The organism is Paenibacillus sp. FSL H8-0537 (assembly GCF_038051995.1).
Lineage (GTDB): Bacteria > Bacillota > Bacilli > Paenibacillales > Paenibacillaceae > Pristimantibacillus.
Window position 1 is genome coordinate 6,986,408 of record NZ_CP150290.1, and the last position, 19,505, is coordinate 7,005,912.

At 46.4% G+C, this 19,505-nt stretch carries 19 protein-coding genes and 1 tRNA gene; 2 read left to right on the top strand and 18 right to left on the bottom strand.

Going from position 1 to position 19,505, the window contains the following annotated elements; all coding sequences use genetic code 11:
• Positions 1 to 292: 292 nt before the first annotated feature.
• Positions 293 to 1,647 (bottom strand): IS1182 family transposase gene (locus MHB80_RS29580; RefSeq protein WP_341280273.1). Its coding sequence is split into 2 segments (ribosomal slippage): positions 293 to 1,080 and positions 1,080 to 1,647, totalling 1,356 coding nucleotides; the frame shifts between segments, so codons are not numbered across the junction.
• Positions 1,648 to 1,873: 226 nt separating this feature from the next.
• Between MHB80_RS29580 and MHB80_RS29585 the strand changes: the two genes are divergently transcribed.
• A complete protein-coding gene (locus tag MHB80_RS29585) occupies positions 1,874 to 3,073 on the top strand; it encodes an MFS transporter (RefSeq protein WP_341280274.1) in 1,200 nt (399 codons plus the stop codon).
• Between the two features lie 125 nt (positions 3,074 to 3,198).
• On the opposite strand, the gene MHB80_RS29590 is transcribed toward MHB80_RS29585, so the two are convergent.
• From MHB80_RS29590 to MHB80_RS29610, 5 genes are all read right to left on the bottom strand, one after another.
• Positions 3,199 to 3,289: transfer RNA gene (locus tag MHB80_RS29590), tRNA-Ser, on the bottom strand.
• Between the two features lie 51 nt (positions 3,290 to 3,340).
• Positions 3,341 to 5,260, bottom strand: a complete 1,920-nt coding sequence (gene asnB / locus MHB80_RS29595) for an asparagine synthase (glutamine-hydrolyzing) (RefSeq protein WP_341280275.1) — start codon at positions 5,258 to 5,260, stop codon at positions 3,341 to 3,343.
• Between the two features lie 212 nt (positions 5,261 to 5,472).
• Positions 5,473 to 5,715 (bottom strand): DUF951 domain-containing protein, encoded by a 243-nt coding sequence (locus MHB80_RS29600; RefSeq protein ID WP_341280276.1) that lies wholly within the window; start codon positions 5,713 to 5,715, stop codon positions 5,473 to 5,475.
• Positions 5,705 to 6,580: a mechanosensitive ion channel family protein gene (locus MHB80_RS29605; RefSeq protein WP_341280277.1), complete on the bottom strand. Its 876-nt coding sequence runs from the start codon at positions 6,578 to 6,580 to the stop codon at positions 5,705 to 5,707. Before MHB80_RS29605 ends, MHB80_RS29600 begins: the two co-directional genes overlap by 11 nt.
• 13 nt (positions 6,581 to 6,593) lie before the next feature.
• Positions 6,594 to 6,833 (bottom strand): DUF3343 domain-containing protein, encoded by a 240-nt coding sequence (locus tag MHB80_RS29610; protein ID WP_341280278.1) that lies wholly within the window; start codon positions 6,831 to 6,833, stop codon positions 6,594 to 6,596.
• Between the two features lie 116 nt (positions 6,834 to 6,949).
• Between MHB80_RS29610 and yyaC the strand changes: the two genes are divergently transcribed.
• Positions 6,950 to 7,552, top strand: a complete 603-nt coding sequence (gene yyaC, locus MHB80_RS29615) for a spore protease YyaC (protein WP_341280279.1) — start codon at positions 6,950 to 6,952, stop codon at positions 7,550 to 7,552.
• A gap of 29 nt (positions 7,553 to 7,581) precedes the next feature.
• On the opposite strand, the gene MHB80_RS29620 is transcribed toward yyaC, so the two are convergent.
• The 12 genes from MHB80_RS29620 to rpmH all read right to left on the bottom strand — a co-directional run bounded on the left by MHB80_RS29620 (position 7,582) and on the right by rpmH (position 18,982).
• Positions 7,582 to 8,064: a DUF4446 family protein gene (locus tag MHB80_RS29620; protein ID WP_341280280.1), complete on the bottom strand. Its 483-nt coding sequence runs from the start codon at positions 8,062 to 8,064 to the stop codon at positions 7,582 to 7,584.
• A gap of 27 nt (positions 8,065 to 8,091) precedes the next feature.
• A complete protein-coding gene (locus MHB80_RS29625; RefSeq protein WP_341283119.1) occupies positions 8,092 to 9,264 on the bottom strand; it encodes an aminotransferase class V-fold PLP-dependent enzyme in 1,173 nt (390 codons plus the stop codon).
• A gap of 108 nt (positions 9,265 to 9,372) precedes the next feature.
• Complete coding sequence (locus MHB80_RS29630) at positions 9,373 to 10,239, bottom strand: ParB/RepB/Spo0J family partition protein (RefSeq protein ID WP_341280281.1); 867 nt, start codon at positions 10,237 to 10,239, stop codon at positions 9,373 to 9,375.
• Positions 10,220 to 10,993 carry an AAA family ATPase gene (locus MHB80_RS29635; protein ID WP_341280282.1) on the bottom strand — a complete coding sequence of 258 codons (774 nt, stop codon included), beginning with the start codon at positions 10,991 to 10,993 and terminating at the stop codon, positions 10,220 to 10,222. Before MHB80_RS29635 ends, MHB80_RS29630 begins: the two co-directional genes overlap by 20 nt.
• A 217-nt stretch (positions 10,994 to 11,210) precedes the next feature.
• The gene (gene noc / locus MHB80_RS29640) at positions 11,211 to 12,032 is read right to left on the bottom strand and encodes a nucleoid occlusion protein (protein WP_341280283.1); all 822 of its coding nucleotides are present in this window, start codon (positions 12,030 to 12,032) and stop codon (positions 11,211 to 11,213) included.
• 487 nt (positions 12,033 to 12,519) lie between these two features.
• A complete protein-coding gene (rsmG, locus tag MHB80_RS29645; RefSeq protein WP_341283120.1) occupies positions 12,520 to 13,218 on the bottom strand; it encodes a 16S rRNA (guanine(527)-N(7))-methyltransferase RsmG in 699 nt (232 codons plus the stop codon).
• A 38-nt stretch (positions 13,219 to 13,256) separates the two neighbouring features.
• Positions 13,257 to 15,143 carry a tRNA uridine-5-carboxymethylaminomethyl(34) synthesis enzyme MnmG gene (gene mnmG, locus MHB80_RS29650; RefSeq protein ID WP_341280284.1) on the bottom strand — a complete coding sequence of 629 codons (1,887 nt, stop codon included), beginning with the start codon at positions 15,141 to 15,143 and terminating at the stop codon, positions 13,257 to 13,259.
• A gap of 64 nt (positions 15,144 to 15,207) precedes the next feature.
• Entirely contained in the window at positions 15,208 to 16,587 is a 1,380-nt protein-coding gene (gene mnmE, locus MHB80_RS29655; protein ID WP_341280285.1) for a tRNA uridine-5-carboxymethylaminomethyl(34) synthesis GTPase MnmE, read from the bottom strand.
• 71 nt (positions 16,588 to 16,658) lie between these two features.
• Complete coding sequence (gene jag, locus MHB80_RS29660; protein WP_341280286.1) at positions 16,659 to 17,282, bottom strand: RNA-binding cell elongation regulator Jag/EloR; 624 nt, start codon at positions 17,280 to 17,282, stop codon at positions 16,659 to 16,661.
• Positions 17,279 to 18,112 carry a membrane protein insertase YidC gene (gene yidC / locus MHB80_RS29665; RefSeq protein ID WP_341280287.1) on the bottom strand — a complete coding sequence of 278 codons (834 nt, stop codon included), beginning with the start codon at positions 18,110 to 18,112 and terminating at the stop codon, positions 17,279 to 17,281. The genes jag and yidC overlap by 4 nt, the downstream gene beginning before the upstream one ends.
• 306 nt (positions 18,113 to 18,418) lie before the next feature.
• A complete protein-coding gene (gene rnpA / locus MHB80_RS29670) occupies positions 18,419 to 18,760 on the bottom strand; it encodes a ribonuclease P protein component (protein WP_338553775.1) in 342 nt (113 codons plus the stop codon).
• A gap of 87 nt (positions 18,761 to 18,847) precedes the next feature.
• Positions 18,848 to 18,982: a 50S ribosomal protein L34 gene (rpmH, locus tag MHB80_RS29675; protein WP_074904820.1), complete on the bottom strand. Its 135-nt coding sequence runs from the start codon at positions 18,980 to 18,982 to the stop codon at positions 18,848 to 18,850.
• Positions 18,983 to 19,505: the final 523 nt, after the last annotated feature.

The window sequence follows — 19,505 nt, forward strand, 5'->3', positions numbered from 1 at the left end:
GCACACTTGCCCATTTCCAAAAGTAAAGCGGTATATGCCGCCAGCCAGAAGAATGGACAGGTCAGTTAACGAATACGCAGCAGCGGAAACGTTGGTACTGATTGAATAGTGATTGCTCCCATGTTTCTGTTGTAAAGTAGTGAGAAAATGTACTCAATCGATCAAACACCGTCAGGAGAAGGAGCTCGCAAGAGCTCCTTCAGATTGTCGAGAAACCCTACGTCTTGTTCCAAGACGCTTGGGTTTCTCTTTGTTTTGGGGATCCAAACGAAGCTAAAGGAGGAGGATTCCTCTATTGCGCCCTCCTTTCAAGATAGAGGGCGATCTTCTTCATGTTTTGCACGGCTGTGGTCATCAGCGCTTGCTCCGTAGCATTGCGCAGTCCCCGCAACCGGCAATAGCGAAACCCATGGAGCTGTTTAGCATCCGCGAAGCTTCGCTCAATCGTCTCTTTTCGTTTTCGGTATAGCCTTTTGCCTGACTTGCTGAGGCGGTTTAATCGCACTTGCTCCTTACTATTCTCCCAGATGTGCCGCGTGACGATCTTTCGCTTGTTGCGAGATCGCGTACATTTTTCCAGGACAGGACAAGCGGCACACCTCTTCGGATCCGAAGCATAATGTCGGTACCCGTGACGATCCGTCGTGCGGTACACCAGTTCCTGCTGCTCGGGACAGCGGTACACGTTTCGCTCGGCCTCATACGTGAATTTCCACTTCGGGTACAACCCTTGCGTGGGATGAAATCTGCGATGCGCGATGACACCAAAGATTTTACGTTCTTCCAGCCCTTTGCAAATGGGCGTGGTCATGTAGCCTGAATCTAAAGCAACGGCTTCTACCTCAAAACCAAAACGTTTACGCTGACGGTCTAATCGAGAGAGATACGGGACGGAATCATGGACGTTGCCTGCGGTTACGAAAACATCGGTAATGAGGTTGTACTTCACATCAACGGTGCGATGATCCAAATAAAAGAAGCCTTCTGGCTTGCCTTCCCGAAACATATATCCGCTGTCCGGATCCGTTGTGCTCACCTTCACTTCCTTGTCCTCGTTCACCTCCTCCCGTGGTTTTAGTGCTTTTTTCCTTGGGTTTGACGATCCGTTTCAACGGCTGCATTTAGCTCATCGAGATAATCTCTTGTGTTTTGCTTGACTTGTTCTTTCGTGTATTTGTTTTTGTTCGCGTTCGCTTTGACATGGGTCGAATCCGAAACCAGCACACGGCCGCCAACCATGCGATGCGAGACGGCTTGCAGCACAATCTCATCAAAGATGTCTTGAAAAACAGAAGTATCTTTAAACCGGGTACGCCGGTTCCAACTAATCGTTGTATGGTCAGGCACACGATCCGTTAATCCCAGTCCTAAAAACCAACGATACGCGAGATTCGTTTGCACTTCGCGTTCAAGCTGACGTTCGGAACGAATCCCGTAGAAATAGCCCAGAAAGATCATCTTGAAAAGAACAAGCGGATCAATGGCTGGACGCCCGTTATCTTGTGAATACAGATGTCGAACCTTTTCATCAATAAAGGAAAAATCAATATACTTGTCGATCTTGCGAAGCATATGATCAACAGGCACTAAGTCTTCTATGGAAACGAACTCGTAACTTTGTTGTTTATCTCGATTAGAACGCAGCATAGGGCGACACCTTCCGTTCGTATAAGTTATCTTTATTATACCATAGTAACGCGGTGTCGTGTTAAACCAAATGCTTATAAAGATGGCTGTCGAGACTTTCTCGACAGCCTGAAGGAGCTCGCAAGAGCTCCTTTTTCGTATGTTTATTTTATATTATAAAATGCCTGTTCCATGGTAAAGTAATCAGAGTATGGCTTAATTGATTTGCACAAAGGTGGGTATTATCTTGCATTTTGTATCAGCGAAGCAGCATCCTTCCTCTGCTTCATTTATTCGCTTGTATGTTTTGGCCTTTTTCTTTTTCGCAGCCAATTCGGCTTTAACGATTATTTTGCCGCTCCGAAGCGAGGCAGCCCTCATGAATCAGGCGGAGATCGGCTTCATTATGGGAGCCTATATGTTTACATGTATGCTCTTCAGACCTTTTGCCGCACAGCTAATTGGCCGTTTTGGCCCGCTTTCCGTTATGAAATGGCTGCTTTGTGCCCATGCTGTCCTCCTGCTCATTTATACCGTTAGCGGAACGGAGCAATACATTTGGCTCAGAGCGCTGCAGGGGGCTATAACGGCTTTTTTCTCCATGACGATGCAGGTGGGAATTGTTGAATCTTTGGAAAATAAAGATCGGGCTCAGGGGCTATCCATGTACACCTTGTTTACAATGGTCCCGTCACTCGTTATTCCGATCGCCGCTTTACAAATATGGCAAAGCGACAGCCAGCTGCTATTCGCCCTGCTGATGATCGTGCTGGCTATCGGTCCCCTGCTCGTCTTCTACCGCGCGGCGCTTCCGGAACGGACTGTACAGGACAAAACCTATACGCTTCGCGATATGGCTGCTTCCCTGGGCACGATTTGGACGAGTCCACCCTTGCTCATTAGCAGCATCATTATGCTGCTGGCTTCCTGCGTGTTTGGGGCAACCGCGACCTTTCTTCCGCTGTTTATGTTAGCAGCCGGCTCAGGGAATGCCGGTGTATATTTAACAATACAGGGTCTGGTCGTCATCACCTGCCGGTTTGTTTTGCGCAAAAAAATCCCGTCCAATGGCAGCTGGAATACATGGCTCATGGCTGGGATGCTGCTGTCTGCTGCGCTGGGGAGCCAACTGCTGGCCATGCTGGACATTGTAGGTGCTTTTGTATACGTGTCTGCCGTATTTAATGGCTTCGCCGTTGCGCTGCTCTATCCAACGCTGACGACCTATCTTTCTTTTATTTTGCCGGAGAAAACCCGCTATGTGCTGATGGCGATTTTTTTATCGTCCTACGACCTTGGTTTTTCCCTTGGCGGATTCGCAATGGGCATTCTACTGCAAAGCAGCTCTTACCCTGCCATGTTTACGTGCTGTACCCTGTTATCCGTAGCAGCTGCAATTATTATTATTCTGTCCAAAAAAACGATGGAAGCGAAGCCAGCTCCTTAAGGGACTGGTTTCATTTCATAATAAGCACAACAAAAAAAGCTGATTCCCGTTTGAAGCAGGAACCAGCTTTTTCATAGGTAACACTATAGTATTACAATCGCTGTAACAGCGCATATGTGCGAGAATGGCGGAGAAGGTGGGATTCGAACCCACGCACGCTTTGACACGCCTAGCTGATTTCGAGTCAGCCCCCTTGGGCCTCTTGGGTACCTCTCCGCATATAAGAAGATCTTATCATATTTGCCGACTCGATGCAACTAAAACCTCTTATATTTTTATGCCGTTAGCATGCAACCGATTCGTGCCTATTTGCAGCTGCTGCGTGCGCGCTTGCCCAAAGGAATATTGACCAATAAAGGTGGAATGCCATACTGCGAATATATAAAGCGCCCACAGCTTCCGCGAGTAATCTCCCTTGCCCTCCCGGTGCTGCATCAGCATTAGACGGGCGGCATGGACATTAAACCACTGCGGCACAAAGCTAATTTGCTCCAGCATTTGATCTCCAATCTTTCCATGCAGCCACTTGCGGAGCGGGATTGGAAATCCAAGCTTGGGCCGCTGCACTAGCGGCTCAGGAAGAATGCCTCGCATCGCTTCCCTCAGCACGTATTTGGTCGTTCCGTTCGCCAGCTTGTATTCGGCTGGAATTTTGCGGGCCACCTCAAACACCTCTTTATCGAGAAAAGGAACGCGCAGCTCCAGCGAATGCGCCATGCTCATTTTATCCGCTTTCATCAAAATATCGCCCGGCAGCCAGAAGTTCATATCAATTAACTGCATTCGAGTCACATCATCTAGATGGCGGCTATTATAATAAACGTCGCTTGTTAATGAAGCCGAAGGCTGCATCGCCTCAAAACGTTCCGGATTAAGCAGCGTGATTTGTTGTTTATCTTTTTCATTAAACAGCTTGGCATTTCCGTAAAAACGCTGCTCAATCGGCGAGAAACCGCGTAACAAATAGTTTTTCCCGCGAAAAGCGAGCGGAACCCGCTCCACCATTCGATGCAGCCGCGACTTCATGCCGTCCGGCAGCCATGAGACAGGCCGCAACGAGCGTGGCTCGCCATAGATCCCATAACCGCCGAACAGCTCATCTGCCCCCTCTCCCGACATGACGACCGTTACCTGCTTTCCTGCCAGCTGAGATAGGCTGTATAACGCAACAGCTGACGGATCGGCAACGGGCTCGTCCATATGCCATACTGCTTTTTGCGTATTTGCAAAAAATTGCTCCGGCGTTATTTCTTCTTCATAATGCTTGGAGCCAATTACATCAGCCGCTGCCCGGGCATATTCATTTTCATTTCGCTCTCCTGCAAAGCCTACCGAGAAGGTCTTCGTTAGCTGCTCCTGCATCGATAACGCTGCAATCGCTGACGAGTCGATTCCGCCTGATAAAAAACTGCCAAGCGGCACATCACCCTGGCGATGCAGCTTCACCGAATCGCGAAGCACAGCTCTTATTTCCTCTATAAATGTGCCTATCGGCCGCTGCTCCGGTTCAAAAGCAGGCTCCCAATAACGCCGCTTGGTTATCCTGCCTTCCCGATCAACAAGCATAAAATGCCCCGGCTCCAGCTTCTGAATCCCTTTAAACATCGTCTGCGGCTGCGGTACGTACTGAAAGGTCAAATAGTGCATCATGCTGGCATAATCCACATGCGGAGCTTGCCCGCTTACAGCCAGAAGCCCCTTTAATTCTGATGAAAAAAGAAACTGATGCTCCTCCTGCGAATAATAGAACGGCTTTATCCCAAAATGGTCCCGCGCCGCAAACAGGCGCTGTTCCTTTCTATCCCAAATCACAAAGCTGAACATACCTCTTAAATGGTGCACGCAATCTATTCCATACTCCTCATAGAGATGCACGATGATCTCTGAATCGGTACGATTGCGAAACTGATGGCCTTTACTCAGCAGCTGTTGTCTCAGCTCTTTATAATTATATATTTCTCCATTAAAAATAAGCCAAACCTGTCCATTTTCATTGGTCATTGGCTGGGCTCCATCTTCAATATCAACAATAGAAAGCCTGTTAAAGCCTAATGCTGCTCTATCCATAAGCTGGATGCCGGATTGATTAGGACCTCGATGTCCTATCTGCTCCATCATGCTGCTAATCTCTCTATCCGTTGGATCACTTCCATTGCCGTATCGGATGATTCCGGAAATTCCACACATCGGCTTCTTTCCTCCACTCTCTCCTGATCGCTAAGACATAGTATTTCTAATGTCAAAACATACTATACGGAGCAAAAGTATCTGAAAGACGTCCGCGTTGTTTCCAGGCTGTAAACGTTGGAAAAGCCGAGAAATAAAAAAACCTCCATCGCCTTTAAATAAAAGGCTGGAGGTCACTCATTCCTGTAATCATTTATTCCGTCAATGATTTTTCATTGAGAGTCCAGCTCATACTGGGCCGGCGCTTGCCCACCATCAGCAGAAGCGGTGGAACGAAGCACTTTTTTCATATTTTTCTCAAACTTCGCCCGAGGTATTAATACACTGTGCTTGCAGCCTACGCATTTAATACGGATATCCATGCCCATTCGAATAATTTCCATTTCATTCGAACCGCAAGGATGCTGCTTTTTCATCTGTACGACATCACCAAGCTCAAATTGCTTACGCTCCATTTCTTTCTCCGCTCCTCTCATCGCGATGATAGGTAACCATGCGTGGATACGGTGTATCCATACCGTTCTCAACCAAAGCTTTCTTCACCTGCAAATTAATCTTCCTAGCCAGCGCATGCTGGGTATTAGGCAAGCATTCCGCTATGATACGGATTTTGACATCTGTTGCGCCCATCAGCTGAATACCGAGAACCTCAGGCGGTTTGGCAAGATTTTCATCCTCCAGCTTATCTACGGTTGCTTGGATAATGCTTGTCGCCCGATCTACATCTTCCTCATAGCCGATCGAAACGTCCACGACTGCTACAGAGTTGCGCAAGGAGAAGTTCGTCACCTCATTAATCATGCCATTTGGAATGATGAATATTTCCCCTGTCCAGCTCAGCAGCCTAGTTGTACGCAATCCGATAACCTCGACCGTTCCTTTAAACTGTCCAGCCTGAATGACATCGCCCACGGCAAACTGGTCCTCCAAAATAATAAAGAATCCGGTAATAATGTCCTTCACCAAGCTCTGCGCGCCAAAGCCAATAGCCAAACCTACGATTCCGGCACCTGCGAGCAGCGGCCCCAGCTGAATGCCCAGCTCCGACATTAACAGCATGCCGCCAATTAAATAGCAAGCGTACATAACGATATTTTTGAGCAGCCGTCCTACCGTGACCATTCTTCTAGCCTGCATCGGCAACCGGCTTGTTTGTTTATTTGATAATATACGATCAATCGATTTATTGACAATCCATATTAACAAATGCGTAATAACAATAATGAGCGCTATCCGAAGTGCTGATTCGCCGAAGCGCTGCCAAGTTTCCACATTGGTCAACCAATCCATGAAGTTTTTGTACATGTTTAGTGTATTCAAGAGCTATTTCCTCCTACAGATTCACTTGTTCATATCCCGAGTGAATAGGTTTAAAAATCCCTCTTATTTCAACGTTCTCAGACACAATGACCTGCTGCACCGTCTCCAAATCGTCCTCTGGAAAATGAATAGACAAGGCGCACCCCGCCGTAATCTCTTTAGGGGTTGGACAAATATCTATTTCAATCTCCGCATATTCGAGCAGCATTTCCGCGCGCAACGCCTGCTGTGTGGAATCAAAGGCAATCAACATAAGCCAGTTTTCTCCTCTCCCTCTTTTTACGCAACGTAATCAGTGGGTTTATGACGTATAAAATGGTTGTCCCATCCATATACTAGATAACATATTAGCTATAACGGAGGGATTCTATGAAACTTTCTTTTTTGAAGGATGTACCATTGAAAGTTCCGCATACCGATACCAACGCCATGACGTTAATCGTAAACCGCCTCTCCCTGATGCTCAATGAGCTTTCAGGTACCAGGCCGCTCATCATCGTATGCGTGGGTACCGACCGTTCAACGGGCGATTCGCTTGGCCCCATCATCGGAACCTCTCTCGCAAAATACAACAGCCCTTACTTTGCTTTATACGGCACGCTGGAAGAGCCGGTTCACGCGATGAACCTGACCGATACGCTGGCACTTATTCATCAAAACCACCACAATCCATTTATCATTGGCATTGATGCTTGTTTAGGACAAGTATCCAGCATTGGCTCCGTTCATATTGGAACGGGTCCGGTACGCCCTGGAGCCGGTGTTAATAAGGAGCTCCCGCCTGTCGGTGATATGCATATTACCGGCATCGTGAATGTGGGTGGTTTTATGGAATACTTCGTGCTGCAAAATACCCGTCTGCATCTTGTTATCAAGATGGCCGACCTTATTGCCTTTGGCCTTTTCTCCGCTGTAATGGGCAGCAATCGTGTCATGCTTCAGGCTAGAGAACAAGCCGCTTCAGCCGAATGATACAACCTCAAGCTCTAGACTCGCCCTTTTTATTTTGCTTTCGCAATCGCCTGCAGCTCTTCCGGTGTTAACGGATACGTTGATTTTCCGCCCTCTAACGGCTTGGCATACACATAAGCACTATCCCTGTTATGAATACTCGACACGACGACTCCGTCTTGCGCGGCATTTACAATTGCAATGGAGAAGCTAAGGTCGCTTCCTTGCTCCGAGAACGCATTATAGCGAATAATACCCAAGCGTCCCTTCTCCTCAAGCTGGCGCCGTTCCAGTTGCTCCAACTGCGCCTCCACTGCTCTAGAATGCCTTGCATGCTCGGCTATTTCCTGCTTCAGACCAATAACGACTTCTTCAATATTCGTCACACCTGTATTGCCCATGACCTCAACGTACTGCTTACGCAGTTTTTTGAGCCTTCTTCCCAGAGAAATGACCCAAATTAAAATAATAAAAAGCAGCAGTACCAGTAATGCCAACAAACCGTATAAAGGGTTGTTCATCCAATCATTCATGTAAACCTTTCCGCCCCCAGAAATAAATCAAATTTTATATTGCGTACGTATTTCACGCACCGCATCAACGAGAGCACTCACTTCCGCCTCTGTTGTAAAATAACCCACACTCGCTCTAACCGCTCCTGTAGCCATCGTACCTGCGCTGGCATGAGCAAGCGGCGTACAATGAAACCCTGCACGCACAGCGATCTGGTAATGCTGGTCTAAAATAAAAGACATCTCCGAAGGATCTACGCCTTCCGCCACAAAAGAAACCATACCCGTCCGCTGCTGACCAAGCTTCGGCCCAAGCAGCCTGATTCCTTCTACCGCAGACAACCCCTCCATCATCTGCTGGGTAAGCGTCCATTCCTTAGTATGGATTTTATGAACCGTCTCATTCAGAACATACTCCACGCCAGCCTTCAAACCAGCCAGACCTGGCGTATTTTGCGTCCCCGCTTCATAACGATCCGGACGCACATGAGGCTGCTCAGCCGCCTCAGATTGGCTTCCAGTACCGCCGTGGAGCATTGGAACAAGGTCTAGCTCCGGATGGATGTACAAGCCCCCTGTGCCCTGTGGACCGAGCAGCCCTTTATGCCCAGGGAAAGCAAGCATATCAATCCCCATAGCTTCAACGTCAATTTCCAGAATTCCTGCACTTTGAGCAGCATCCACTAGCAGCTTCACACCTCTTTGGCGGGTCAGCTCGCCAATTTCAGCTAAAGGAACAATGGTTCCCAGCAGGTTTGAACTATGGCTCACGATAACTAGCGTCGTCTTCGGCACAATTGCATCCCGTACTTGATCAACCGTTATATTACCCTGTTCGTCCGCCTCTACGTAGGTGACCTTTATCCCGAGTGACTGCTTTAAAAACTCCAACGGCCGTCTTACGGAATTATGTTCAATTCCAGTAGCAACTACATGGTCGCCTTCTTTGAGATAGCCTTTTATCGCCATATTCAAAGCGCCTGTCGTATTCCCTGCAAATGCAATATCATTAGGGTTTCTCACCCGAAACAGTTTAGCTAATTGCTTTCGTGTATCAAACAACACACGGCTTGCTCGAACAGCCATTCGATGACTGCCTCTCCCCGGGTTAGCTGCATCATGCAGCATAGCATGATTTACAGCATCAATAACCGAGTTAGGTTTCGGCCATGAAGTTGCAGCATGATCTAAGTAAATGATTTTTTCACCATCAGTATTCATCATCCATCCACTCCTACCATCACTAACGTTTCTTCTCATAACAATAGCATACCTTAGTTTAATCTTCAGGATCAAAGATTACACCTCGGGTATGCTATCTTATCAAGACTACGCCATGTATTGAAGCATCTCCAGAAGCCGTTCCAAGTCCTGTTTATTATAATATTGAAGTTCGATTTTCCCTTTATCCTTTTGCTGCTTAATTTTCACTGTTGTTTTGAAGCGTTCTCTGAGCGATTCCTCTAAGCTTTCAATATAAGGATCACGCTTCTTCGTTTTGCCTTTGGCCTGTTTGCCGTCATTGCTGTCCTCATCCTTAATCGACTCCAGCTTCTGAATCGCTTCCTCCAGCTCACGTACGCTCCAGCCCTGATTAATAATGAGTTCGGCCAATTCCAGCTGCACCTTCAAATCTTTAATGCCTGCCAGTGCACGGGCATGTCCCATGGAAATTGTTCCACGTGAAACATTGTCTTTAATAGATTCTGGCAATGCCAGCAATCTCACGAAGTTAGCAATATGCGATCTGGACTTGCCTACTTTCATAGAAAGCTCTTCTTGGGTCAGCTTGAACTTGTCCATTAGGTTCTGATAAGCTATCGCCACTTCTATCGCATTTAGATCTTCACGCTGTAAATTTTCAACCAACGCAATTTCCATAACCTGTTGATCCGAGAAGGATCTGACAACTGCCGGAACAGTCGCATTGCCGCAAAACTGCGATGCTCTGAATCGACGTTCGCCCGCAATAATCTCATAGCCCTTCATTACAGTGCGAACAATAATAGGCTGAATGACACCATGCTGCTTAATCGATTCCGCCAATTCTTTTATCGACTGTTCATCAAATGTTTTCCGTGGTTGGTAAGGGTTTGGTCGCAATTGCGCAATTGCAACCTCAATGACTTTATCATCATCGTTTACCGAAAGCGATGGAATAAGTGCATCCAGACCTCTACCTAGCCGCTTGCTCATACGTAATCACTTCCTTCGCCAGTTCAAGATATACTTCTGCACCCTTCGATTTGGGATCATACGTAATGATCGCTTGTCCATGAGAAGGTGCTTCACTTAAGCGTACATTACGCGGAATAATCGTTTGGTATACCTTCTGTTGAAAGTATTTCTTCACTTCTTCAATAACCTGAATACCCAGATTCGTTCTGGCGTCAAGCATAGTGAGCAATACGCCTTCAATTTGCAGCGTTGTGTTTAAATGTTTTTGCACCAATCTCACCGTATTCAGAAGTTGGCTCAAGCCCTCCAGGGCGTAATATTCACATTGAATTGGAATAATGACCGAATCAGCAGCGGTCAAGGAATTAATGGTTAATAATCCCAAAGATGGTGGGCAATCGATTAAAATATAATCGAACTGATCTTTTAATAAATGCAGCGCTTTCTTTAAACGAACTTCCCTGGAAATAGTTGGAACTAACTCAATCTCCGCCCCAGCAAGTTGAATGGTGGCAGGGATAATTTTTAAGCCAGGAATTTTCGTATCTGCCATCGCTTCATGTGGATCAATATCATTTACAAGCACATCATAAATACAGCTTTCAACATCTGCCTTATTAATACCTACTCCGCTAGTCGTATTGCCTTGCGGATCAATATCAACAAGCAGCACCCGTCTGCCAAGCGTCGCCAGACAAGCACCCAAATTAACTGATGTCGTCGTTTTGCCGACGCCACCCTTCTGATTCGCTATTGCTATAATTTTAGACAAGTCTTTCACCTCTATACTCTGTGTAAAAGCTATTAACAAAGAAGCAATATAAGCGGTAACCGTCCAGTAGCGGGACATCGCCTAGTAGTAATATTAGCATAAATGGATTCGCCGCCCTCAGCAAGCAGCGAGGACGGCAGCAGTTAAATCTATTATCGCATTTAATAGTATCTACATGCAAATGAGGATTTAAGAGTCCCTATAACGAATCATACGCCTAACGTTTAGGAATGTGAATCACAATTTCATAATGATCCTCATGATCCTTCTCATTTGTCTTAATTTGCAGGCCAGAGCCTGACACCATCTCAATAGACTGTCTAATTGTATTAAGAGCAAGCCGAACATCTTTCGTAAAAGATACCCTTTTCGCTTTTTTAGCTTTAACTGTCTCATTCAGAAAAGCAATTCGAATTTCCGTTTGCTTTACATTGAGTTCTTTGGAAATAATCTCTTCCAGCACTTGAAGCTGAAGCTCTTCAGTAGGCAGAGCCAACAATGCCCGTGCGTGACGTTCGGTAATTTTACGTTCCATTAACGCGCTTTTAACTACATTATTAAGTGCCAGCAATCTTAGCTTATTGGCAATCGTTGATTGACTTTTCCCCAAACGCTGTGCCAAGCTTTCCTGCGTCAATTGATGCAGCTCAATCAGCTTTTGATAAGCAACAGCCTCTTCAATAGCCGTTAGATTTTCCCGCTGCAAATTTTCGATTAACGCGATAGATGCCGTTTGTGAGTCATTAAACTCACGAATAATGCCTGGTATCGTATCATAACCAAGCTTCGTTACAGCACGCCAGCGGCGTTCTCCCGCAATGATTTCATAACGGTTATTCCGCATCCGCACAACGATAGGCTGAATAATGCCGTGCGTCTTAATCGTCTGGCATAATTCATCAATTCGATCATCATCAAATATGGACCTTGGTTGAAATGGACTCGTGTCGATTTCATTAACCGGAATTTGTTTAACCTCTTCATTGTTGTTACTGCGTTGGTCATTCAAACCAAACAAACGAGAAAGATGCTCTTTCATTTATCCACTACCACCCGATCAAGAAACGGCTCCATTACATGAGCAGAGCCAGCTTCAAAGATGTGCTGCCAAATAACAGTCTTGCTTATATTCTGTTCCACTTCAATAGAGACTATCGGAAATTGTTACAGAAGGCTACAAATGATTTTGAATACACGCGTAATCGGCTGGCACCGTCCTCTGGCGGTAAAGCTACCGATTAACAATGAGATATGCGCCGATTATAAGAGGATACCTAAACATTCTTATATTTAAAAATATGTGTGCTGTTCTGCAAAAATAATGAGCTTCCTACTATTTTGTTCTCTCTATTATTTCTACTTGCCCCTAAGTATTTCCTGCTTGACAGCCTTGAATGCTAAATAAAAATACAAGCAGAAATCTGGAAATAGCAAGCAATGTTTCACGTGAAACATCCCTAAACTTACCATTTCCATTTATCTGCCTCAAGCTTAAATTCTATAATAAGTAATCGTGTACATCGTGTTTATAAAATAGGCTGTTTTAGCGGTGTTCCCGCTTTACGGGGATATTTGCGCGGAGTTGCTTCACGTTTCTCAATCAGCACAATATGCCGTTCGGATTGTTCGAATGGTAATGTGAAGCTGTGCTCGGAACGGACAGCAGCTTTCAGCTCCTTCAAGCTGGTCCCCGCTTCCCGAACCTCTTCCTCACTTTGCGAACCTTTCATCGCTGCGAACAGACCGCCCTTGCGTACAAAGGGCAAACAAAACTCATTCAGAACATTCAGCCTGGCAACAGCTCTTGCTGTTACCAAGTCATAGGCATCACGATGACCTTGCAGTCTGCCGATATCCTCGGCACGTCCATGAACACAGCTGACATCGTCCGCAATACCCAGTTGCTCTGCCAAAGCATTAAGAAACTGGATACGTTTATTCAAGGAATCAACAATCACTATTTTCAAATGCGGAAAGCAAATTTTTAATGGAATGCTCGGAAAGCCTGCACCGGACCCAATATCCGCTATTTTATTGACTGCTTTCATATCGATAAAAAAAGAAAGGGAAACCGAATCATAAAAATGCTTTTCATAGACGGCTTCACGTTCTGTTATACCGGTCAAATTCATGCGTTCATTCCATTCGACCAATAAGCGATAATACGTATCGAACTGATCAAGCTGATGCTGGGATATGGCTATTCCCCGCTCTTGCATCAGCATTGGAAACCACTCTATCGTCTGTTCCATCGTTTGTTCTTCTATCCTCTCGCCGCTACAACGCGGTTATAATGCTCTAAATAAACGAGCAGTATGGAAATATCGGCTGGCGTTACGCCAGCTACCCTGGAAGCCTGACCGATGGACAACGGTCTGATGTCAGACAGCTTTTGCTTCGCTTCAGAAGCAAGCCCCTGTACATCGAAATAATCGATATCATCCGGTATCCGTTTTTTCTCCATTTTGCTCAGTCGTTCAACCTGCAACAGCTGCTTCTCAATGTATCCGGCATATTTAATTTGAATTTCAACCTGCTCTTTCATTTCCTCTGTCAAAGCAAGCTCTGAAGGCGTGATGCTTTCCAGCATCGCATACGTAATTTCTGGACGGCGCAGCAGCGATAACGCATCTACCGTAAACGGAATTTCAGCTGATTCCGCAGCTTTTAATACGGGTAGCGCTGCTTCTGGTTTCACTTTTGTCGTGCGCAATCTTTCAATTTCTTGTTCAACCAATGCTTTTTTATTCAAAAAGCTTTCATAACGCTCTTCCGAAATCAAACCAATTTCATAGCCAATTGGAGTCAGACGCAGGTCAGCGTTGTCATGGCGAAGCAGCAAGCGATATTCTGCACGGGAAGTCAGCAACCGATAAGGATCATTCGTCCCCTTCGTTACAAGGTCATCGATCATTACGCCAATATAGCCTTGGGAACGCGCAATAATGACCGGTTCTTTCCCTTGCACTTTACGAGCAGCGTTTATGCCTGCAATAACACCCTGGCCAGCCGCTTCCTCATAACCGGAAGTACCGTTGATTTGTCCAGCTGTGAATAACCCGTCAACAACTTTTGTCTCCAATGAAGGCCATAGCTGCGTCGGCACGACTGCATCATATTCAATCGCATAGCCATTGCGCATCATCTCAACTTTTTCCAAACCTGGGATTGATCGTAAAATGCCTAATTGGACATCTTCCGGCATGCTTGTGGAAAGTCCTTGTACATAATACTCTGACGTATGCAGACCTTCCGGCTCCAGAAAAATCTGATGCTTTGGCTTATCGGCAAAACGCACAATTTTATCTTCGATCGACGGACAATATCTTGGGCCTGTGCCTTCAATTGCTCCCGAAAACATCGGTGCACGATGCAAATTATCGTTAATGATTTTGTGTGTTTGCTCAGACGTATAAGTCAACCAGCATGGAAGCTGCTCATTATTGGAGGAAATCGTCTCATGCGAGAAAAATTTCGGCTGCTCATCACCCGGTTGAATTTCTGTCTTTGTAAAATCAATTGTATCCTTGTGCACGCGTGGCGGCGTACCGGTTTTGAAACGCACTAGCTCGAAGCCATGCTCCTTCAGACTTGCTGACAGCTTCAGCGAAGGCTGCTGATTATTCGGGCCGCTCTCATACATCAGCTCGCCCATAATGATTTTGCCCCGCAAATAGGTGCCTGTTGTCAAGACGATCGTCTTCGACCGATAGATCGCGCCTGTTTTCGTCACAAGCCCCACTATTTTGCCTTCCTCCACCATCAGTTCCTCTGCCATTCCTTGGCGCAGCGTCAGCTTTGGCGTCTCCTCAATCGTCTTTTTCATTTCATGCTGGTAGGCAAACTTATCCGCCTGTGCGCGAAGCGCGTGAACCGCAGGCCCTTTGCCTGTATTCAGCATCCGCATTTGAATAAAGGTTTTATCAATATTACGGCCCATTTCGCCGCCTAAAGCGTCAAGCTCACGAACGACATGCCCTTTGGCCGGTCCGCCAATCGACGGATTGCATGGCATGAAGGCCACCATATCCAAATTTATCGTCAGCAATAGCGTCTCACAGCCCATGCGTGCTGCCGCAAGCGCAGCTTCGCTGCCCGCATGTCCCGCACCGATAACGATAACATCATATTGTCCTGCTTCGTATCCCATTCCAAGTACCTCCCAAAGCGCTGCTAGCCTGATGGATGTTCGTCCGGAGGCTATTGATCGCTTATTATTTGCCCAAACAAAATTGTGAAAAGATTTGATCAATCAATGAATCGTGGACCGCATCCCCGAGAATCTCACCAAGCGACTCCCAAGCTGAACGAACGTCAATTTGCATCACATCAATCGGGATGCCCGCCTCCGCTGCCTCGATACCATCAAGCAGCGAACGCTGCGCCCTCTTTAATAAAGCAATATGCCGCACATTGCTGACGTAGGTCAAATCGCCGGAATCCAGCTTGCCTTCGAAAAACATTCCGCTAATTGCCTTCTCCAAATAATCCAGGCCCGCTTCCTGCAGCACCGACATGCGGACAATCGCTTCTGAGCTGAAACGCTTCTCGATTTCTTCCATGTCGAGCTTGCCTGGCAGGTCGGTTTTATTAATGACCAATACCACTTGGCGCCCCGCCATTCGGTCCAGCAGCTCACGGTCATCGGCATGCAGCGGCTCATTATAATTCAGCACGAATAAAATAAGATCGGCTTCCGCAAGTGCCGTATGCGACCGCTCCACCCCAAGCTGCTCGACGAGATCGCTCGTCTCGCGAATGCCTGCCGTATCAAGCAGCCGCAGCGGAATGTTATTAAGCGTGACATATTCCTCTATGACATCACGCGTTGTGCCGGGAATATCGGTCACAATCGCTTTATTTTCCTGCGCCAGCATATTAAGCAATGATGACTTGCCTACGTTCGGCCTGCCGACGATTGCCGTCATAATACCTTCTCTTAATATTTTGCCTTCATTTGCTGTTTTTAAAAGCTTAGCGATCTCATCCAGCGCAATTTGGCTTTGATCACGAATATAAGCCGTCGTCATTTCCTCGACATCATGCTCAGGATAATCAATATTTACTTCAATATGCGCCAGCAGCTCAATGACCGTCTGCCTGAGCGCTTTAATCCGCTTGGACAGCAAGCCTTCTGCTTGCTTGCGCGCGATGGAGAAAGCGCGATCCGACTTTGAACGAATAAGATCGATGACCGCTTCCGCCTGCATTAAATCGATGCGCCCGTTCAGAAAGGCCCGTTTCGTAAACTCGCCAGGCTCAGCTAATCGCATATCTTCCTGCATCAGCACCACATCGAGCACCTTCTTAACTGCGACTACGCCGCCATGAGCATTGATTTCCACAACATCCTCGGCTGTAAAAGAACGCGGCCCACGCATTAGCGTCACCAGCACCTCTTCAATCTGCTCGCCTGTAGCTGGATGAACGATATGCCCATAATGCACCGTATGGCTGTCTGCTTCGCGCAGATCAGTTCGGCTTTGAAATAGTGCAGCTGTCCCGGCAATTGCATTCGGACCGCTTATGCGGATAATGGCAATACCGCCCTCTCCAACAGCGGTTGAAATCGCGGCTATCGTATCTTGTATCATTGTGTTCAGCACCTCTCAAATGGAAAAACAGCAATGACCATGGGAGCCATTGCTGCGAATCTGTTCTACCTTTATGACTTCAGGGCAATGACAATCCGTCGATGCGGCTCATCACCTTTGCTGTATGTCTTCACACGAGGATGATTTTGCAGCTGGGAATGAATGACCTTCCGCTCATGGGAAGACATCGGCTCCAGCACGACCTCTTTTTTCGTGCGAATTACTCTGCCCGCAAGGCGCTCTGACAGCTCTTCGAGCGTCTTGCGCCGGCGCTCGCGAAAATCCTCTGCATCAAGTACGATACGAAGATGACTGTCCGAATAGCGATTTGCCACAATATTAACCAAGTACTGCAATGCATCGAGCGTTTGCCCGCGCCTTCCGATTAACATGCCGAGATCTCCCCCGCCTGAAATCGAAAGCTGCGTGCCTTCCCTGGTCTGCTTGCGTTCAACGGATACAGCTAGTCCCATTGTGCTCGCTACTTCCAGAAGGAATTGCTCAGCTTCACTTGTTGGATCAGGAATAAGCTCCAGTTCTACTTTCGCTTCTTTCACGCCGATCAAACCGAGGAATCCTTTGGACGGCTGCTCAAGAACAGCTACCCTCACACGATCCTCAGCCACATTTAATTGTGTCAAACCACTCTGTACAGCCTCTTCTACCGTTTTCCCTGATGCAACGATTTTCTTCATTTCGCGAGGGCCCCCTTACGTTTACCCTTACCTTTAGATTGTTTATCGTTGGTACCTGTATCGTCATTGCCTTTTTTCTCAGCATTGCGCACATACAAGAAATAGTTTTGAACAATTGTGTAAATGTTGCTGTAAATCCAGTAAAGCGGCAGAGCTGCTGGGAAATTAATCGCCATGACGAAAATCAATACTGGGAAAATGGCAAGCATAGCTCCCATACCAGGCATTGTTTGCGTCTGCTGCTTCTGCATCATCTTCGATTGGATGAAAGTTGTCGCCGCGGCGATAACGGGAAGAATGTAATAAGGGTCCTTCTCCCCTAGCTGCAACCACAAGAAAGCATGAGTACGCACCTCAGGGTTCATATAAATCGCATTATAGAGCGCGATAAATACAGGCATCTGTATAATGAGTGGCAAACATCCTGCCATCGGATTTACCTGATTAGCCTGGAACAGTTTCATTGTCTCTTCCTGCTGCTTTTTAGGGTCATCCTTGTATTTCTTCTTCATCTCTGCGATTTGCGGCTGCAAAGCCTGCATAGCCTTCGAGCTGCGATATTGCTTAATCGTCAGCGGCAAAATGGCTGTTCTTACAATAATGGTAATGAGCAGGATGGCCAAGCCATACGATCCGGCAAACCAATCTGCGAATGTATCTAGGGTAATCGCAAAATAGTAAACGACATTACGCTGCCAGAAACCGCCTTTCAGCAAGTCCTCCGTGCTCGTCGTTTGAGCTATCTCCGTCCCGCAGCCTGCAATGATTACCATAGTCATTAGCATGCCAAAAACAAAAAGCCATTTACGGTTTTCTTTCCGAAACAACATGAAAACTCCTCTCTTGAGAGCCGATGCTTCGCCTATCCAGCATTAAACGGTTTCGTCGCCATTCAGCACAAACTACGCAGTTTCGCATGAGATAAATCTGCATCGTTACAGACATATTTCCTATACCTTCTCATCCTTTAAACTATACCATAATTGGTAGGACAAAAGAAAGGAAGGGCATAAGGTAATTTCGTCACCTATGTAACCGTTTTTAATATTAATGGGGGTAGCCAATTCTATTATCCGCGTACCTCTTACGTCTAAACGAAACGGACTGTCCCCAATGGGCTATAAAGTGGTCTCCGCTTAACGCTTGAGGAGCCCGGCCTTCCTTAGCACATGCATAATGCTTTTTTCCATCTGGCTCGTCTCCATCGCCACCGCAGGCTTTCTAACAATAATGATGAAATCGACCTTTGGAACAATCCTTGCCTCATTCAACCTGATGATTTCTTTAATGACGCGGCGCATCCGATTGCGAACAACCGCATTGCCGATTTTTTTGCTTGCTGAAATGCCCAGTCGGAAAGGCTCCGCCACAGGCTGCTTCGACCAATATACGACGAACTGCCCGTTGGCGAACGATCTGCCTCCCCGGTAGACCCGGCCAAAGTCGCTACGGTTACGCAGACGCAATCTTCTTTGCACGACTCCATTTCACCGTTCTTTCCTATATTATGTTCAAAAGTATCGCCGGCAAGGCAAAAAAAAAGACCACCCGACGTGGTCTTTTGCTTATGCGCTAAGAACTTTTCTGCCTCTTTGACGACGCGCCGCCAAAACTTTACGTCCGTTTTTAGTGCTCATCCGCTTGCGGAATCCATGCACTTTTTTACGTTTGCTAACATTCGGTCTAAATGTAGGTCTCATTTACTCTGCACCTCCCGTACTTCTTCATAAAAAAAACAGGTAGTTCAATTAAAGCACGTACCCATCGGAAAGTCAACTCATCCTGCGTCTTACAAACAATAAATCGGAAGCTGTGGATAAATGAATGAAATCGGCTATTTTGCAGAAAATGAATAAGCTGTGTACAACTTTTTCAGCGGACTTACGAACTTTGTCGAAATCTTAACAAGATATAAACAATATCTAGTGTTGTGCGCAACTTTTATACACAAGCTATTGAATATGTGGATAAAATCTTCGAATCCGTTGAAATACAAGGGATCTTTTGCTATGATAGTTATGTTTTATATGTGGATACCTTCCCTTTATCCTCAATCTTATTAACAGCCTGTGGATAAAAATGTGAACAAGTTAATCACCTATTTATAACTCAACCATTTTCATTTCTTCATATTGTGGATGTTTTCCTTGGAAAAATGACATTCATTCGACAGAATATGGCTTAATTGCGCCGTTTCGGCGATTTTGATAAGGAGTGACGTCT

Coding starts and splice junctions, on each gene's coding strand:
- asnB (WP_341280275.1), bottom strand. CDS start 5,260: ATGTGTGGAATTTCCGGAATCATCCGATACGGCAATGGAAGTGATCCA.
- MHB80_RS29600 (WP_341280276.1), bottom strand. CDS start 5,715: ATGGAGCGTAAGCAATTTGAGCTTGGTGATGTCGTACAGATGAAAAAG.
- MHB80_RS29610 (WP_341280278.1), bottom strand. CDS start 6,833: ATGTTGATTGCCTTTGATTCCACACAGCAGGCGTTGCGCGCGGAAATG.
- yyaC (WP_341280279.1), top strand. CDS start 6,950: ATGAAACTTTCTTTTTTGAAGGATGTACCATTGAAAGTTCCGCATACC.
- MHB80_RS29620 (WP_341280280.1), bottom strand. CDS start 8,064: ATGAATGATTGGATGAACAACCCTTTATACGGTTTGTTGGCATTACTG.
- MHB80_RS29625 (WP_341283119.1), bottom strand. CDS start 9,264: ATGAATACTGATGGTGAAAAAATCATTTACTTAGATCATGCTGCAACT.
- MHB80_RS29630 (WP_341280281.1), bottom strand. CDS start 10,239: ATGAGCAAGCGGCTAGGTAGAGGTCTGGATGCACTTATTCCATCGCTT.
- noc (WP_341280283.1), bottom strand. CDS start 12,032: ATGAAAGAGCATCTTTCTCGTTTGTTTGGTTTGAATGACCAACGCAGT.
- rsmG (WP_341283120.1), bottom strand. CDS start 13,218: ATGCTGATGCAAGAGCGGGGAATAGCCATATCCCAGCATCAGCTTGAT.
- mnmG (WP_341280284.1), bottom strand. CDS start 15,143: ATGGGATACGAAGCAGGACAATATGATGTTATCGTTATCGGTGCGGGA.
- mnmE (WP_341280285.1), bottom strand. CDS start 16,587: ATGATACAAGATACGATAGCCGCGATTTCAACCGCTGTTGGAGAGGGC.
- jag (WP_341280286.1), bottom strand. CDS start 17,282: ATGAAGAAAATCGTTGCATCAGGGAAAACGGTAGAAGAGGCTGTACAG.
- yidC (WP_341280287.1), bottom strand. CDS start 18,112: ATGTTGTTTCGGAAAGAAAACCGTAAATGGCTTTTTGTTTTTGGCATG.
- rpmH (WP_074904820.1), bottom strand. CDS start 18,982: ATGAGACCTACATTTAGACCGAATGTTAGCAAACGTAAAAAAGTGCAT.